At 62.0% G+C, this 17,259-nt stretch carries 15 protein-coding genes; 9 read left to right on the top strand and 6 right to left on the bottom strand.

What is annotated here, in order from left to right; all coding sequences use genetic code 11:
* Window positions 1-15 precede the first annotated feature (15 nt).
* From L0962_RS15915 to L0962_RS15905, 3 genes are read right to left on the bottom strand one after another with little or no spacing between them, the layout of a single operon-like run.
* A complete protein-coding gene (locus L0962_RS15915; RefSeq protein ID WP_234087458.1) occupies window positions 16-2,577 on the bottom strand; it encodes a PAS domain-containing hybrid sensor histidine kinase/response regulator in 2,562 nt (853 codons plus the stop codon).
* A gap of 6 nt (window positions 2,578-2,583) precedes the next feature.
* Window positions 2,584-3,390 (bottom strand): 4-hydroxy-tetrahydrodipicolinate reductase, encoded by an 807-nt coding sequence (gene dapB / locus L0962_RS15910; protein ID WP_234087457.1) that lies wholly within the window; start codon window positions 3,388-3,390, stop codon window positions 2,584-2,586.
* Between the two features lie 2 nt (window positions 3,391-3,392).
* Window positions 3,393-3,815: an outer membrane protein assembly factor BamE gene (locus tag L0962_RS15905; protein WP_234087456.1), complete on the bottom strand. Its 423-nt coding sequence runs from the start codon at window positions 3,813-3,815 to the stop codon at window positions 3,393-3,395.
* Window positions 3,816-3,966: 151 nt separating this feature from the next.
* Between L0962_RS15905 and fur the strand changes: the two genes are divergently transcribed.
* Window positions 3,967-4,422 carry a ferric iron uptake transcriptional regulator gene (fur, locus tag L0962_RS15900; protein WP_234087455.1) on the top strand — a complete coding sequence of 152 codons (456 nt, stop codon included), beginning with the start codon at window positions 3,967-3,969 and terminating at the stop codon, window positions 4,420-4,422.
* A 6-nt stretch (window positions 4,423-4,428) separates the two neighbouring features.
* Window positions 4,429-5,034: a TMEM165/GDT1 family protein gene (locus tag L0962_RS15895; RefSeq protein ID WP_234087454.1), complete on the top strand. Its 606-nt coding sequence runs from the start codon at window positions 4,429-4,431 to the stop codon at window positions 5,032-5,034.
* Between the two features lie 3 nt (window positions 5,035-5,037).
* Here L0962_RS15895 and recN read toward each other — a convergent pair whose 3' ends face one another.
* Together recN and L0962_RS15885 are read right to left on the bottom strand one after the other, a co-directional pair.
* Window positions 5,038-6,696, bottom strand: a complete 1,659-nt coding sequence (gene recN, locus L0962_RS15890) for a DNA repair protein RecN (RefSeq protein ID WP_234087453.1) — start codon at window positions 6,694-6,696, stop codon at window positions 5,038-5,040.
* Window positions 6,696-7,613, bottom strand: coding sequence for an NAD kinase (locus L0962_RS15885; protein ID WP_234087452.1), 918 nt, complete (start codon window positions 7,611-7,613; stop codon window positions 6,696-6,698). Before L0962_RS15885 ends, recN begins: the two co-directional genes overlap by 1 nt.
* 47 nt (window positions 7,614-7,660) lie before the next feature.
* On the opposite strand from L0962_RS15885, the gene hrcA reads away from it, so the two are divergent.
* Genes hrcA through L0962_RS15860 form a run of 5 tightly spaced genes read left to right on the top strand, consistent with a single transcriptional unit; the run spans window position 7,661 to window position 13,067 of the window.
* Window positions 7,661-8,689, top strand: coding sequence for a heat-inducible transcriptional repressor HrcA (gene hrcA, locus L0962_RS15880; RefSeq protein ID WP_234087451.1), 1,029 nt, complete (start codon window positions 7,661-7,663; stop codon window positions 8,687-8,689).
* Window positions 8,689-9,792, top strand: coding sequence for a ferrochelatase (gene hemH / locus L0962_RS15875; RefSeq protein WP_234087450.1), 1,104 nt, complete (start codon window positions 8,689-8,691; stop codon window positions 9,790-9,792). Before hrcA ends, hemH begins: the two co-directional genes overlap by 1 nt.
* Window positions 9,793-9,846: 54 nt before the next feature.
* Window positions 9,847-10,290: a thioredoxin TrxC gene (trxC, locus tag L0962_RS15870; RefSeq protein ID WP_234087449.1), complete on the top strand. Its 444-nt coding sequence runs from the start codon at window positions 9,847-9,849 to the stop codon at window positions 10,288-10,290.
* 57 nt (window positions 10,291-10,347) lie between these two features.
* Window positions 10,348-11,412, top strand: coding sequence for a VCBS repeat-containing protein (locus L0962_RS15865; protein WP_234087448.1), 1,065 nt, complete (start codon window positions 10,348-10,350; stop codon window positions 11,410-11,412).
* Window positions 11,413-11,447: 35 nt separating this feature from the next.
* Window positions 11,448-13,067 carry a methyl-accepting chemotaxis protein gene (locus tag L0962_RS15860; protein ID WP_234087447.1) on the top strand — a complete coding sequence of 540 codons (1,620 nt, stop codon included), beginning with the start codon at window positions 11,448-11,450 and terminating at the stop codon, window positions 13,065-13,067.
* Between the two features lie 64 nt (window positions 13,068-13,131).
* On the opposite strand, the gene L0962_RS15855 is transcribed toward L0962_RS15860, so the two are convergent.
* On the bottom strand, window positions 13,132-14,499 hold the full coding sequence (locus L0962_RS15855) for a protein kinase (RefSeq protein ID WP_234087446.1): 1,368 nt from the start codon (window positions 14,497-14,499) through the stop codon (window positions 13,132-13,134).
* 138 nt (window positions 14,500-14,637) lie between these two features.
* On the opposite strand from L0962_RS15855, the gene grpE reads away from it, so the two are divergent.
* Window positions 14,638-15,195, top strand: a complete 558-nt coding sequence (grpE, locus tag L0962_RS15850; RefSeq protein ID WP_234087445.1) for a nucleotide exchange factor GrpE — start codon at window positions 14,638-14,640, stop codon at window positions 15,193-15,195.
* A gap of 106 nt (window positions 15,196-15,301) precedes the next feature.
* Window positions 15,302-17,236, top strand: coding sequence for a molecular chaperone DnaK (gene dnaK, locus L0962_RS15845; RefSeq protein ID WP_234087444.1), 1,935 nt, complete (start codon window positions 15,302-15,304; stop codon window positions 17,234-17,236).
* The last annotated feature ends 23 nt before the right edge of the window (window positions 17,237-17,259 follow it).

Genomic DNA, 17,259 nt, shown 5'->3' with positions numbered 1-17,259 from the left:
GCTTTTCAGGCAAATTCAAGGGATTACACGCGTCTCGACAAACCGCTGGAGCAGCGGCCTGATGCATGCCATCTCTGCGCTCAGCTCGGCAAAGCGCTGACGACAGGCGACCCAATCCACGCTACCGCCAGACGCCGTCCGCTGCTCGATATCCATCGCCAGACGACGCGCATCGTCGGCATGAAACATCGCCACCAGACTCTTCAAGGTATGCGCCTGCAAACGGGCAGATGACGCCTCCTCGACCGAAATTGCCTCTTCGAGCCGCGAAAGATGCAGTTCCCACTCCCCGAGGAACATCTGAGCCATTGTCGCCAACAGTTCGGCATCACCGATGTCGTTGAGCGCTGCCTGCAGATTGAGGCCGGAAACCGGCGAACCGGGCTGCGCGGCAGGCAGCCCAACCGAAACCACGCCAAGCTCCTCGCCCCGCGCGCGCCGCAAGGCCGCATAAAGCTCATCCGGATGCAGGGGCTTGGCCAGATAGTCGTTCATTCCAGCCGCCATGCAGCGATCGCGGTCACTGGCCATGACATTGGCCGTCATGGCCACGATATAGACCGGCCTGAACTCATGGGAAACCACCCAACTGCGACGCATTTCACGGGAACGGATGATTTCGGTAGCCTCAACCCCGCCCATGACGGGCATCTGCATGTCCATCAGGATGACATCGAAATTACCGGCCTCGAACAGGTCGACCGCCTCCTGACCATTGTTCGCCACCTTGATCTGATGCCCCTGGCGTTCCAGCAAACGCAAGGCCAGCTCCTGATTGACCGGATTATCTTCGACCAGCAGCACGCGCATGCCTTTGCTTGCCGGTACGCCAGCTTCCTCGACCTGGAAAGGATCGAGCCGGAACACCTCGCGCGCCACCAGACTGTCGGCATGCTCGGCCAAACCGAGCGCCACCTCAAGATCTCCGCCACCGATCGGCTTGACCAAGTGCAATGCGACACCAAGTTCGCGCAAACGCCCCAGATCCTGACGCTGGTTTTCGGTCGTCAAAGTCACCAGCAGACGCTCCGGATTGTCCTTTCCCCATTTTTCGACGAACGCCATCCCGCCTGGTGCCGACATGCCGGCGTCGAGTATCAGATAGTCGTACGGAAACTCCATGGCCCGAGTCTTCTCGATGGCTGCCACCGCCTGCGCCATGTCGCTCACCGCCGTCGCCTGAACCCCCTGCATCGACAGCAACTCGACTAGGCAACGCCCGGCCGCGGCACTGTCATCCACCACCAGCGCTCGCCGCCCGGCATAGAGTTTCACTGCGGCATCGGCTTCCGGTGAACGCTCGCGGTCGACCGCCAGACGCGCGGTGAAATGAAAGGTGGTCCCCTGACCCGGAACGCTCTCCAGCCAGATCTTGCCGCCCATCAACTGGACCAACCTGGCGCAGATGGCCAGCCCCAGACCGGTTCCACCAAAACGTCGGGTGGTTGATGCATCGGCCTGGGAAAAGGCATCGAAGATGACCTGCTGCTTGTCGGCCGGAACACCAATGCCGGTATCGCGGACCGAAAAGCGCAGAACCACCGCATCGGCAAGCATTTCCTGCACGGCAGCCTGCACCGCTACCTCGCCACGCTCGGTGAATTTCACCGCGTTACCGACCAGGTTGATAATGACCTGCCGCAAACGGGTCGGATCACCGATCACCCGCTGCGGCACCTCGGGCCGCAGATCGACGATCAGCTCCAAGCCTTTCTTGTGAGCGGAAACGGCGAGCATGCGCACCGCTTCGAGCATCGCATCGTGAAGTGAAAACGGAACCGATTCGAACTCCATCCGCCCCGCTTCGATCTTCGAAAAATCGAGAATGTCGTTGACGATGGTCAGCAGGGATTCAGCCGAGGATTTGACGGTTTTCAGATAATGCCGCTGCTCGGCATCCAGCTGGGTATCAAGTGCCAACTCGGTCATGCCGATGATGCCGTTCATCGGCGTCCGGATTTCATGACTCATGTTCGCAAGAAAAGCCCCGCGCGCCTTGTTCGCCGCCTCGGCCGCATCCCTTGCCCCGATCAATTCGCCGGCGGCCACTTTCGCCTGACTGATGTCGCGCTGCAGCACCAGCATCCGGACCGGCTCGCCACTGGCATCCCGACCGGCAACCGCCCCGCGAACCAGGAACCAGCGCCACAAACCGTCCTTGCCCTTGAGCCGGCATTCAATCTCGAAATTACGGTCCTGCGTACGGGTATGCGCGGCAATGCTGGACTGCAGACCGCGCAGATCATCCGGATGAACCAGCCGCTGCCATTGCAGGATGCTGTTGTCCAGATCGGTCTGGGTATAACCCAGCATCTCCTTCCATTGGCGACCGGAATCGATCGTTCCGGCACGCAAATTCCAGTCTGACAGCGCATCGCCGGACAACTGGACCGACCAGGCATTCACATTGGCATAGGCCACATACGAAGCGTCGACCAAGCCGAGCAAGCGTTCGAACGCCTTGACCAGGGGTGAGTCCGGCGCCACGCCGGCTTCCACCAGAACGCGCCTGACATCCTCTTCCCCTGCCCCACCAAAGAGCTCTTCAAGCTGGCGCTGCAGCAGGCGGGACTTCATGGTCGATCAGCGCAAACCGAGAACGTCCTGCATGTCGAACAGACCGTTCGGCCTGCCGGCAATGAATCTCGCGGCACGCAGGCTACCCAGCGCGTAAGGCATGCGGCTACTGGCCTTGTGCGTGACTTCGACGCGCTCGCCGAGGCCACAGAACATCACGGTATGATCGCCGACGATGTCACCGCCACGCACCGTGGCAAAACCGATGGTCGACGGATCACGCTCGCCCGTAACTCCCTCGCGGCCGTAGACGGCGCACTCCGCCAGATCACGCCCCAGCGCGGAGGCGACCACCTCCCCCATGCGCAAGGCGGTTCCCGAAGGGGCATCCACCTTCATCCGATGATGCGCCTCGACCACCTCGATGTCATAGCCCTGATTCAGGATACGCGCAGCCGTATCAAGCAGCTTGAAGACGAGATTGACACCGACCGCCATATTGGGTGCGAACACCACCGGGATGTCGCGTGCAGCATCGGCAATCGCGGCCTTGCCCTCGGCATCGAAACCGGTGGTTCCGATGACCATCCCGACCCCCGCCCGACGACAGGCGGCCAAATGATCAAGCGTGCCTTCCGGCCGCGTGAAATCAATCAGACAATCGATCTGCGCCAGGCCGGCCTCAAGATCGTCGGTCACCCGCACATCGCTCGGCAGACCGACCAGCGCACCCGCACGGGTGCCGATCGTTGGATTGCCCGGCTGGTCGAAAACCGCGCCCAGCGCCACACCTTCAGCCTTCAGGGTTGCTTCGATCAACATGCGACCCATGCGGCCGCCGGCACCGACGATGCCAATTCGCGTTGCAGTCATGCTCAGAATCCCAGTTTGCTCATCCAGCGCCGGAAAAAGCCCGGCTCCTCGGGGGGGGTGATCGGTTTTGCGGCCTCTTCAGCCGACAAGGTGCCGAGATCGATCAATTGCGTCCGGGCAACTGGCGCGGTCAACTCGGCTGCCGTGCCGACTTCGACATCGCCGGCAACACGCTCAAGGCGGCCATCGGCATCGAAGAAAACGGAAAACTGACGCGATTCGACAGCGCCGGTCTGCCCGTTTTTGTAGCGATACGGATAATCCCAGCGCTGCTGATGGAAAATATCGGTGATCATCGGCGAGCCGAGGATGAAACGGACCTGCTCGCGCGACTGTCCCGGTTTCAGCTGGGTCACCATGTCCTGCGTCAGAACGTTGCCCTGCTGGATGTCGATCTTGTATTCGTTGACGAATCCCGGTTTCAACGAACAGCCTGCAAATCCCAGGCACAGGAGAAATGCAGGAATGAGAAAAGGACGGCGCATGGGGAGAGGATTTTTCGATCAGCTTTGAAGCGGTATATCATACCCGAAATACACGTATACTCCGCCTCCCCGAGCCTTAGGAAACAGAACGATGAGCGACCCGCAGAGCCTCAAGAGCATCGGCTTGAAAGCCACCTTTCCGCGACTGAAGATTCTTGAACTGTTCGAAAAGGGAACGATGCGGCACATGACGGCGGAAGACGTCTATCGCATGCTGATCGCCGAAAACATGGACATCGGCCTGGCAACCGTCTATCGGGTACTCACGCAATTCGAGCAGGCTGGCCTGCTCGAGCGCCATTTCTTCGAATCCGGCAAGGCGGTCTTCGAAATCAACCGTGGCAAGCATCACGACCACCTGGTCTGCGTGGATTGCGGCCGCGTCGAGGAATTCTACGATCCGGAAATCGAACGCCGCCAGAACATGATCGCCGACGAACGCGGCTTCAAGATCCAGGACCACGCGCTGTATCTCTATGCCAGTTGCACCAAGGAGAAGTGCCCTCACCGGGACGAACAGCAAGCGCTCGAAAACGGCGAGGCCTGATTCCCGGTGCAAGGTTTTTCCCTGGCTGCCGACGGCAGTTGGTTATCTTCGGCCAGCGCCTCCTTCCTGCTGATTGGCCTGGCCGAATTCGGCGATAAGAGCCAGCTTGTCTGCATGACGCTGGCAGCCCGGCACCGCGCGCTGCCGGTCGCCCTTGGCGCCATCTCCGCTTTTGCGCTGCTCAATCTGCTGGCCGTGCTGTTCGGCGCGGCCGTCGCTGCCTGGCTGCCGGAATGGGTGGTCACGTTGGCAGTCGGGCTGCTCTTTGCCGTTTTCGGCGTTCTCGCACTGCGCCACAAAGCGGATGACGACGACGAAACCGTGGACGAGAAGCCCGGACACGGCATCTTCGCCACGACTTTCCTGATGATCTTTCTCGCCGAATTCGGCGACAAGACCCAGATTGCGGTTGCCGGACTGGGCAGCAGCACCGACCTGTCGGCCGTCTGGGCCGGTGCCACGCTGGCCCTGTCCTGCACCTCGTTGCTTGGCATCTACGCCGGTCGACGCCTGCTCAACAAATTGCCGCTGGTCTGGATACACCGTCTCAGCGGCGTGTTCTTCCTGCTGCTGGCGCTCATTGCCGCCGGCCGTCTGCTGCGGTTTTTCTGATTTTCAGTCGGTCGACCGCAGCATTTCGCGGGCATGCTGCAGGGTGATCTCGGTCAGTTCGACGCCACCCAGCATGCGGGCGATTTCGTTGACCCGCCCGGCGGCGTCGAGCGCTCGTATCGACGACAGCGTTACGCCCTCCCGGGTCGTCTTGGCCACCTGCCACTGCCAGTCGGCACGCGCCGCCACCTGCGGCAAATGCGTCACGCACAAGACCTGACGCTCGCACCCCAGTTTGTGTAACAGCCGGCCGACGATCTCGGCAACACCGCCGCCGATCCCGACATCGACCTCATCGAAGATCAGCGTCGGCACGCTGGCCGAACGCGAGGTCAGCACCTGGATGGCCAGACTGATACGCGACAGCTCGCCACCCGACGCCACCTTGGCCAGCGGTTTCGCTTCGTTGCCGGCCAACCCGCCGATCCGGAATTCAACCTGCTCCAGCCCGTAGACCGCACCACCGTCGACCGGTAGCAAGGCCACTTCGAAACGTCCGCTCGACAAGGCCAGCTGACGCATCGTCGCGCTCACCTCGCCGGCCATCTCCTCGGCCGCCCTGGCCCGTGCCGCGGACAGTGCCTGCGCCGCGGCGAAATAGGTCGAACGCGCCGCTGCCGCGCGCGCTTCGAGCGCCGCCAGATCGCTGGCCGCGTTCAGTGCCTCGAAGCGGGAGCGTGCATCGACCAGCAAGGCCGGCAATTCCGCCGGCTGCACCCGATGCCGACGAGCCTGGGCAAGGACCGCCTCGATGCGCCGCTCGACTTCGGCCAGGCGCGACGGATCGAGATCGACGCGATCCGCGTAACGACGCAGCGTGGATATGGCATCCGACAACTCGGCCTGTACCGAATCGAGCAGTTTGGCCACCTCGGCCAGGGCCGGATCGTACTCCGCGAGACCACTGAGGCGGGAAGCCACTTGATCGATCTGGCGTTCGCAGGCGGCATCGTCATCGGCCAGCACCGCCAGCGCGTACTGCGCGCCGTCGATCAGCCCGGCGGCGTGGCCGAGCCGTCGGTGCTCGACGTCCAGCGCCGCCCATTCGTCCTCACCCAGCGCCAGCGTTTCCAGTTCGCCGATCTGCCATTCGAGTTGTTCGCGTTCGCGCTGCAAGGCTTCCGCCCCCAGGCTGGCATCGCGCAGAGCCTTGTCGTCGTCGCGCCACGCCCGCCACGCCTCGGCCACCGTCTTCACCGCTCCCTGCAGGCCGGCATGGGCGTCGAGCAACTGTCGTTGCGCATCGCTGCGCAGCAAGGACTGATGCGCATGCTGGCCATGGATATCGACCAGCCATTCGCCGACTTCCCGCAGTTGCTGCACCGTCGCCGGCGTGCCGTTGACCCAGGCTCGTGAGCGCCCACTTGCATCAACCACGCGCCGCAACAGGATCTCGTCATCGACATCGAGATCGTTGGCGCGCAACCAGTCCTTGACGGTCGACAGCCCGGAAATGTCAAAAACCGCGACGATCTCGGCCTTGTCGCAACCGGCCCGGACGACGCCGGCATCACCGCGTTCGCCAAGCGCCAGCGCCAGCGCATCGATCAGGATCGACTTGCCGGCCCCGGTTTCTCCGGTCAACGTGCCAAAACCACCGGAAAACTCCAGTTCCAGCCGATCGACAATAACGAAATCGCGCAGGGTCAGTTGACGCAGCATTACGGCCCTTTCGGTTTCTCGCTCCAGTGCAGCTTCTGGCGCAGCATCGGAAAATAGCTGTAACCGGGCGGATGCAGGAAGCGGATCGAATGTTCGGAACGACGCAAGCGAACCGAATCGCCTCGCTGCAGATCGAGCGTCACCTGGCCGTCGAAGTGGATGCGCGCATCGGCCGCCTGAACCAGTCGCAGTTCGATGTCGGCATGGTCATCGACCAGCACCGGCCGGTTGGACAATGCATGCGGACACAGCGGCACCAGCGCGATGCCGGTCAGCGTCGGATGCAGGATCGGCCCGCCGGCCGACAACGAATAGGCAGTCGAGCCCGTCGGCGTCGACACGATCAGGCCGTCGGAACGCATGTTGTAGACGAACTCGCCATCGATGAAGAGTTCCAGTTCGATCAGGCGGCCAATCGCCCCCTTGTCGACGACGACGTCGTTGAGCGCCAGGTTTTCGGCCAGCTCACGGCCGTCGCGAATGACCTCGGCCGCCAGCAACATCCGGCTTTCCGGCGTGAAACGACCGTCCAGCAGATCGTCCATGCAGGTCAGCATGTCTTCCCGGGCGATGTCGGTCATGAAACCGAGACGCCCCTGATTGACGCCGACCAGCGGCACGCAGTAACGGGCCAGGCGGCGTGCCGCGTTGAGCATGGTGCCGTCGCCACCGAGCACGATGGCAACATCGGCATGGGCGCCGATATCATTGAAACCGCAGGTCACCCAGCGCGAAAGATCGACCAGCTTACCGATATGCTCGGCCGTTTCCCGCTCGATGAACACCGAAGCCCCGCGCTCGTACAGGTACTCGGCCAGCCGCCGCAGCGACTCGGCGATTTCCGGGCTGTGGTACTTGCCGACCAGGGCGATGGTACGAGGATGGCGCAGGCGATTCATGGGGCCGAATTCTTGCATAAAAAACGCCTTGCCGCCGCCTCGCCGGTTTTCGGTAGAATCGCCGCATGCTGGACGAACGCGCACGCACCCTGCTGAAGACCCTGGTCGAACATTACATCGCCGACGGACAACCGGTCGGCTCGCGCGCCTTGTCGAAATTTTCTGGGCTGGACCTTTCGCCGGCAACGATCCGCAACGTAATGGCCGATCTCGAAGAAGCCGGCTTCGTCGCCAGCCCGCACACTTCAGCCGGCCGCGTGCCGACAGCTCGCGGTTACCGATTGTTCGTCGACAGCCTGTTGACCGTACAACCGCTGGCCGCGCAGCAACTCGGGGAAATGGAAGGCGCCCTGCACGGCCTGCCGTCGAGCCAGATCATCGCCAGTGCCTCGCAACTGCTGTCCGGGCTGACGCATTTCGCCGGCGTGGTGATCACCCCGCGACGCACCAGCAGCCGGATTCGCCAGATCGAATTCCTCAGCCTGGCGGAGAAACGCATCCTGCTGATCATCGTGACCAGCGACGGTGACGTGCAAAACCGCATCCTGACCACCGAACGCAGCTACTCCCCGGCCGAACTGGTCAGCGCCGCCAACTATCTGAACCAGAACTTTGCCGGGCTAGACTTCGAGCAGATCCGCCAGCGTCTGGCGCAGGAAATCCAGCGCCTGCGCGATGACATCAAGCCGCTGATGGCGCTGACGCTGGAGGCCGGCGACGCAGCGCTCTCGGAAAACGCTCAAGCCTACGTCCTGACCGGCGAGAAGAATCTGCTCGATGTCGAGGAGCTCTCTTCCAACATGAAGCGCCTGCGCGAACTGTTCGATCTGTTCGAACAACGCTCCAGCCTGATGCGACTGCTCGATGTATCCAACCGGGCCGAGGGCGTGCGTATCTTCATTGGCGGAGAATCCGGCATCGCGCCGCTCGACGAATGCTCGGTGATCGCCGCACCGTACCAGGTGGACGGACAGGTCGTCGGTTCGCTCGGCGTGATCGGCCCGACCCGCATGGCTTACGAACGCGTCATCCCGATCGTCGACATCACCGCCCGCCTGCTGTCCAGCGCCCTTTCCTCGAAGAACGACAACTGATGTCCCGTTACCGTACCGAACCGCCGCATCGTCACGACATGCCGGCCCGTACCGCTGTCGTGCTGGTCAATCTCGGCACCCCGGATGCCGCCGATGCACCGGCGTTGCGCCGTTACCTGAAAGAATTCCTGTCCGACCCACGCGTCGTGGAAATTCCGCGGCTGCTGTGGTGGCCGATCCTGAACGGCATCATCCTCAACACCCGGCCGAAAAAGTCGGCGGCCAAGTACGCCTCGGTCTGGCTGCCGGAAGGCTCGCCGCTGCGCGTCCATACCGAGCGCCAGAGCAAACTGCTCAAAGGCCTGCTCGGCGAGCGCGGCCACGCGCTACAGGTTACCTGGGCCATGCGCTACGGCACCCCGTCGCTGCCGCTGGTCCTCGGCAAACTTCAGGCCGAAGGCGTTCGCCGTATTCTGGTGCTGCCGATGTATCCGCAATACGCCGCCAGCACGACGGCAACGGTCGTCGACGTCGCGGCAAAATGGCTGTTGAAGACACGCAATCAGCCGGAAATGCGCTTCGTGCGCAATTTCCACGATGACCCCGGCTACCTGGATGCGCTGGAAAAAAGCGTACGGCGACACTGGCAACAAAATGGCGACCTCGGCCACGACGGCCGCCTGCTCATCAGTTTTCACGGCCTGCCGAAGCGCAGCCTCGAACTCGGCGATCCCTACTTCTGCGAATGCCACAAGACCGGTCGATTGCTGGCCGAGCGCCTGGCACTGCCGGAAAATCGCTACCAGATCACCTTCCAGTCCCGGTTCGGCAAGGCCGAATGGCTGCAACCCTACACAGCACCCACGTTGCAGGATTGGGGCAAAAGCGGTCTGCGCCGCGTCGATGTGATCTGCCCGGGTTTCGTCGCCGATTGCCTGGAGACGCTTGAGGAAATCGCCCAGGAAGGTCGCGACGATTTTCTGCAGGCAGGCGGCCGGGAGTATCACTACATTCCGGCACTCAACGAAGACGCCGACTGGATCGCCGCACTCGCCGATCTCGCCGAACGCCATCTCGCCGGCTGGCCAAGCCGCGACAGGCCGGACCCTCACGTGCTGGAAGAAACCACACGACACGCGCGGCAGCTCGGCGCCAGGACTTGAAATCATCGCCAGCTCCCTCACCTGTTGGGAGAAACGGATCAAAGGAGCCCGCCGATGAACACGTCCCTGCATGTCGTCTGTCCGCACTGTGCTGCGGTCAACCGTCTTCCCGCGACAAAAACCGGAGCTGCGCCGAACTGCGGAAAATGCGGCCTGGCCTTATTCACCGGCAAGCCGCTCAACGTCGGCACAGCCAACCTCGAACATCATCTGCAACGGGACGACCTGCCCTTGCTGGTCGATTTCTGGGCCCCCTGGTGCGCCCCCTGCCGGATGATGGCGCCGGTTTTCGAGCAAGCCGCACGGGAACTGGAACCGCAGATTCGCCTGCTCAAGGTCGATACCGAAGCAGAACCGGCGCTGGCTGCCCGTTACGGTATCCGCAGCATTCCGACGCTGGCACTGTTCAGCGACGGACGCGAAATCGCCCGGCACGCCGGCGCGGTCGACCTCGGCACCCTGAAACGCTGGCTGCAAGGGCAACTTCACAAAATTTAACTTAGGCGGCGAGATGCCGTTAATGAGGAGGTCAGCAGAACCATCGCAGGTCCTCCCATGAAAATCGCCAGCGCCGAATTGCAGTTGTCCGCGACCCATGTCAGCGAGCAGCGCCACGAAATCCAGGAAAATTTCCGCTTGTGGATCGGGCAGCGCCCCAACGATGCCCCCCAGGATGCCGCGCCCCGCACCTTGGGCGAGCGCGTGACCTTATCCGATGCCGGCCTTGCTGCGGCCAAGCTGCCGGAGGCGACAGCGCCGGACAACAGCAACGCCGCCCTCGACGAAGACCCGAAAATGCTGCTCATCCGCCTTGTCCTTGAAGCACTGACCGGACAACGGATGCGCGTCTTCAGCCCGGACGAGTTCAGCCAACGGATCGGGCAAACCGCTGGCAGCAGTCACCGGGGACAGGAGGGACAAACCGGACAGAGCGCCCAGCAGCCCGCCGGCTTCGGTATCGAATACGATCGCCGCGAGGTTTACAGCGAAGTCGAGCAGACCAGCTTTGCTGCCAGCGGGCAGGTCAAGACGGCCGACGGACGCGAAATCTCGTTCAGCCTCCAGCTCAACATGTCGCGCAGCTACCGCGAAGAAAGCACGACCAGCATCCGGCTCGGTGACGCGGCACGCAAGGTCGACCCGTTGGTCATCAATTTCGGCGGCAAAGCCGCCGATCTGGTCGACCAGCGCTTTGCGTTCGATCTGGATGCTGACGGAAAAACCGAGCAGATTGCCCAATTGGCAGCCGGTAGCGGCTACCTGGTATTCGATCGCAACGGCGATGGCCAGATCAACGATGGCAGTGAGATGTTCGGCCCGCAGTCCGGCGACGGCTTCGCCGAATTGGCGAAATACGACGATGACGGCAACGGCTGGATCGATGAAAACGATGCGATTTTCTCCCGTCTCAGTCTCTGGAACCCCGGTAGCAAGGCCGAAGGAACGGGGATCGGACTGCTCGCGGCGGGAGTCGGCGCAATATCGTTGAGTCGCGTTGCCACCCCGTTCGACATCAAGAACGATGCCAATGGCTTGCTCGGCCAAATTCGCACTTCTGGAATTTTTTTGCATGAAGATGGTACGGCTGGCACAATTCAGCAAATCGATCTGAGCGCTTGAACAAAGAGCGCAGGGTTTGCGAGGGAGAGTCTGTCATGCCGAGTTTTGCCAACTCCAGAATCTGGGTCCGTCTGACTGCTGCGATCTGGATTGTCCTGGCCCTGATCTGGGCTGGCGCCATTTTCTGGACGACCCAGGTCAACCGCGAAACCGCGATCAATCAGGCCAAGGACTTCGCCCAGAGCATCCACGAAATGACCATGGCCGGGCTGACCGGCATGATGATCACCGGTACGGTCGGACAGCGCGAGGTTTTCCTCGATCAAATCAAGCAACTATCGATCATCAAGGATCTGCATGTCGCTCGCGGCGACGCCGTCGTCAAGCTGTTCGGCCCCGATGCCAAGGCCGGGCGCCCGATGACGCCACGCGAGGAAGAAGTGATGCGCAGCGGCAAGCCCTATATCGCCGTCGAATCGGAAGGCGGCAACTCGTTTCTGCACGTGATCAATCCGACGATGGCGTCGAAGAACTATCTGGGCAAGGATTGCATCCTCTGCCACCAGGTTCCGGAAGGTACCGTGCTCGGCATGGTCAGCATGAAGGTCTCGCTGGATTCGGTCGAGGCCGAAGTCGCCAGTTTCCGTCTGAAGATCGCCGGCGTCGCACTGGTGGCACTGGGTGGCCTGCTGCTGATCATCTACCTGCTGACCAATCATTTCGTGACCACGCCACTTGAAAGCCTGCGCAAGGGACTGGCCGACATCGCCCGCGGCGAGGGCGACCTGACACGCCGACTACCGGTCAAGGGCCAGGACGAGGTCGGACAGGCCGCCGCCGTGTTCAACGAGATGATGGAAAACTTCAACAATCTGGTGCGCCAGGTTCGCGATGCGGCCAGTCAGGTGTCCGCGCGGGTCGCCGCACTCTCCGACAGTGCCGACCGGGTATCGCAGAGCTCCCACCAGCAGAATGAAAAGTCCATCGAGGCAGCGTCTGCGGTCGAACAACTGGTTTCGAGCATATCCTCGATCGCCCAAAGCGCCGAGAACGTTCAGTCGCAATCGCAGGAAAGCCTGGCCCGGGCCAACGAAGGCAGCCGCAATCTGCAGGTACTGCTTGGCGAAATGGACGTGGTCGAGAAGGCGGTCAAGGAAATGGCCGATTCGGTCGAGAATTTCGTGCGCAATACCGATGCCATCACGCAGATGACACGCGAGGTCAAGGATATTGCCGAGCAGACCAACCTGCTGGCGCTGAATGCGGCCATCGAAGCGGCGCGAGCCGGTGAACAGGGCAGAGGCTTTGCGGTCGTTGCCGACGAAGTCCGCAAACTGGCGGAAAAATCCTCGCGCTCGGCCAGTGAAATCGATGCGATCACCGCCAGCCTGAGCGCCCAATCGGTTGCCGTGCGCCGCAGCATCGACGCCGGCATCCACCACCTGGAAAGCAGCCAGGCAGCGGTCTCCGCGGTGTCAGACGTGCTCCAGGCCACCAACGGTTCCGTGACCGAGGTTGGCCACGGGCTTGACACGATTGCATCCGCCACCGATCAGCAGCGCCGTTTCTCGGGCGATGTCGAACACAACATCGAAGCCATCGCCGGCATGGCCCGCGACAATACTGGCGCCGTCGAACAAACGGCGGGCGCTGCGCACGATCTGAAACGTCTGGCCGAAGGCCTCGGCACCCTGGTCGGCCGCTTCAAGGTCTGAACCGGCAAGAAAAAGGCCACCAGCAACTGTTGGTGGCCTTGGCCGACACAGTTCACGTTTACCGCTACGGCGGCGCCAGTTCGAGGTCCATTCCACCGCCGTAACGGGCACCGCCACCGATCAGCGAACCGGTTCCGCTCAACGCTGCAGGCTGCCCCTGGGCCGCCGCGATCTTGTTGACCTCGCGCAAGCGCCGAATCATCCTGCCGAGCAGGGCATTACGCATGCGCTCCAGCAACTCTTCCGACGACAGCGCCAACGCCGAGGCATTGATTTCCAGGAACAGTGTCGGCTCCAGGGTAACCGCCGTGGCATGACGCTGATCGCTATCGGGGTGCAGGAACGCCACCTCGCCGACCGGCTCGCTGGCCCCCAGGCGACACAAGGATTTGCCCTCGATGGAAATCTCGACGCAGCCCGAGATGACGATACCGAACATCCGGTTACGTTCGCCTTCGCGAATCAATGCCACATTCGGCGCAACCTCGCGCCAGACGGAAACACGCAGCACCTCCCAGATCTCGATGTTCTCGAACTCGGTAAAGAATTCGAGACGACGCAACTGGTCGAAATGGCGGTTGTCCCGCTCGGTCGCGTCTTCCTCGAGAATCTGATAGCGGACGGCGGACAGATCCTTGGCCATCTCCGCTGCATTACGGTAGCGACCATACAGGTCCTTCTCCAGCGCTTTCCGGAGAATGGCGTTGAGCCCTTCGGGCAGATTGGGATTGAGCGAGGTGACCGCCGGGGCGTCAGTGTTGATGATCTTGTAGATCAAGGTCGCCTGGTTGTTGGCACGGAAGGGTAAACGCCCGGTCAGCAACTGGAACATCACAACACCGAGCGAATAGATGTCGGTCTTCTGGTTGAGCGGATAGCCCTTGATCTGCTCGGGCGACATGTAGGCCGGCGAGCCTACCCCCATGATGAAGGTGGAATCCCGGTCGAGATTCTTGTTCATGTTGAGGGCCAGACCGAAGTCGGCGATCTTGGGCTCATCGTTGGCCGCGACCATGATGTTGGCCGGCTTGATGTCGCGATGGATGATGCCCTGCCGGTAAGCGGCATCCAGCGCCATGCAGCACTTGAAGATGATGCCGGTGACGCGGTGCATCGGCAGCAGCTTGTCGATCCGGGTATGCTGTTCGAGGCTGAAGCCGTCGACGAATTCCATTGCCAGATACGCGTAATCGTCCTCGACCACGGCATCGTAGACCCGGACGATGTTCGGGTGATCGAGTCGGCGCGACACCATGTTCTCGTTCTGGAACAACTTGCGCATGCGCCGCGACATGGCGGCACAATCCTGGCCGAAGCGGATCACCTTGACCGCAACCTGACGTCCGGCATCGGGATCGTCGCACAGATAGACGGTAGCCGTGGCGCCCTTGCCGAGCTCCCGGATCACGCGGTATTTACCGATGTTTTCCATACGGAAAGCAGTGACGAATTACAAGATTTCATCGTAGCACGGCGGCCAGTCGGACAAGGTAAAGATATTTTCCGGTCGACGCCTTGAAATGCGGGAAAACGTCCCCAGCTTCTTGGAGATTCATAGGGAGATTGACGTATGTCGGATCAGGAAAACCTTCAGCAGGACCCCCAGGAAAACGCCAGCACCACCGCTCAGGAAAACGTCGAAACGGCCGCTTCCGCCAACATCGATACGCTGCCGAGCATCGAGGAACAGTTCAAGGCCCTCGAACAGAAGGCCGCCGAACACCACGACGCCTGGCTGCGGGCCAAGGCCGAAGGCGAGAACATCCGCCGCCGCGCCCAGGAAGATATCTCCAAGGCGCACAAGTTCGCCGTCGAGAAGTTCGCCGGCGAACTGCTGGCCGTCAAGGACAGCCTGGAAGCCGCGCTGGCGGTGCCCGAGCAGACCGTCGAGAACTTCAAGTCCGGCGTCGAGCTGACCCTGAAGCAACTGGTCTCCGCCTTCGAGAAGAACGCCCTGACCGAGGTCAATCCGGTCGGCGAGAAGTTCGACCCGCACAAGCATCAGGCGATCGGCATGGTCGATGCCGAACAGGAAGCCAACACTGTCGTCACCGTGCTGCAGAAGGGCTACCTGATCGCCGACCGCGTGCTGCGTCCGGCGCTGGTCATGGTCGCCAAGGGCAAATAGCAAAAATCGCCGTTTCTTGCGGTCGACCGCAAGAAACGGCTTGAAATCGGGGGCCGCGCCCCCAATTCACGAACATCGGCAATTCAACATTCAAGGAACGTAAATCATGGGCAAGATCATCGGCATCGACCTCGGCACCACCAACTCCTGCGTCGCCATCATGGAAGGCGGCACGCCGAAGGTCATCGAAAACGCGGAAGGCGCGCGCACCACCCCGTCCATCATCGGCTACTCCGAAGACGGCGAGATCCTGGTCGGCGCCCCGGCCAAGCGCCAGGCCGTCACCAACCCGAAGAACACGCTGTACGCTGTCAAGCGCCTGATCGGCCGCCGCTTCGAAGAGAAGGAAGTGCAGAAGGACATCGCCCTGATGCCCTTCAAGATCACCAAGGCCGACAACGGCGACGCCTGGGTCGAAGCGCGCGACAAGAAGATCGCGCCGCCGCAGGTCTCCGCCGAAGTGCTGCGCAAGATGAAGAAGACCGCCGAAGACTACCTCGGCGAGGAAGTCACCGAAGCCGTCATCACCGTGCCGGCCTACTTCAACGACAGCCAGCGCCAGGCCACCAAGGACGCCGGCCGCATCGCCGGCCTGGAAGTCAAGCGCATCATCAACGAGCCGACCGCAGCCGCCCTGGCTTTCGGCATGGACAAGGTGTCCGGCAAGGACAAGAAGATCGCCGTCTATGACCTCGGCGGCGGCACCTTCGACATCTCCATCATCGAAATCGCCGACGTCGATGGCGAAAAGCAGTTCGAAGTGCTGGCCACCAACGGCGACACCTTCCTCGGCGGCGAAGACTTCGACCAGCGCCTGATCGACTACATCATCGACGAATTCAAGAAGGAATCCGGCGCCGACCTGAAGAAGGACGTGTTGGCCCTGCAACGCCTCAAGGAAGCCGCCGAAAAGGCCAAGATCGAGCTGTCCTCCAGCCAGCAGACCGAAATCAACCTGCCCTACATCACCGCCGACGCCTCCGGCCCGAAGCACTTGGCGCTGAAGATCACCCGCGCCAAGTTCGAGTCGCTGGTCGACGAGCTGATCGAACGCACCGTCGCCCCCTGCCTGACCGCGCTCAAGGATGCCGGCTGCAAGATCGGCGACATCGACGACGTGATCCTGGTCGGCGGCCAGTCGCGCATGCCGAAGGTGCAGGAGAAGGTCAAGGAAGTGTTCGGCAAGGAGCCGCGCAAGGACGTCAACCCGGATGAAGCCGTCGCCGTCGGCGCTGCCATTCAGGGCGGCGTGCTGCAGGGTGAAGTCAAGGACGTGCTGCTCCTCGACGTCACCCCGCTGTCGCTCGGTATCGAAACCCTGGGCGGCATCATGACCAAGCTGATCCAGAAGAACACGACGATCCCGACCAAGGCCAGCCAAGTTTTCTCGACCGCCGACGACAACCAGAACGCCGTCACCATCCACGTGCTGCAGGGTGAGCGCGAAGTCGCCTCCGGCAACAAGAGCCTCGGCCAGTTCAACCTGGAAGGCATCCCGCCGGCCCCGCGCGGCACGCCGCAGATCGAAGTCATTTTCGACATCGACGCCAACGGCATCATGCACGTCACCGCCAAGGACAAGGCCACCGGCAAGGAAAACAAGATCACCATCAAGGCCAACTCCGGCCTGAGCGAAGAAGAAATTCAACGCATGGTCAAGGACGCCGAGCTGCACGCAGAGGAAGACAAGAAGGCGCACGAGCTGGCCGATGCCCGCAACCAGGCCGACGGCATGGTGCACATGGTCAAGAAGTCGCTGACCGAATACGGCGACAAGCTCGAAGCGGCCGAAAAGGAAGCCATCGAGGCCGCGATCAAGGACGTCGAGGACGTGCTGCGCGATGGCGACAAGGACGTCATCACGGCCAAGACCGAAGCCCTGTCCGCCGCCGCCCAGAAGCTGGGTGAAAAGATGTACGCCCAGCAGCAAGCCGAAGGCGCCGCTGCCGGCGCGGCCGGTGGCGAGCAGCCGCAGGAAAAGACCGTCGAAGGCGACGTGGTCGATGCCGAGTTCACCGAGGTGAACAAGGACAAGAAGTAACCCACGCTTCCGGCCAGGAAACG

The sequence above is a fragment of the Azonexus sp. R2A61 genome, assembly GCF_021401135.1.
Lineage (GTDB): Bacteria > Pseudomonadota > Gammaproteobacteria > Burkholderiales > Rhodocyclaceae > Azonexus.
The sequence above is the reverse complement of the archived record's forward strand: the minus strand, read 5'-3'. Positions and strand labels throughout refer to the sequence as shown.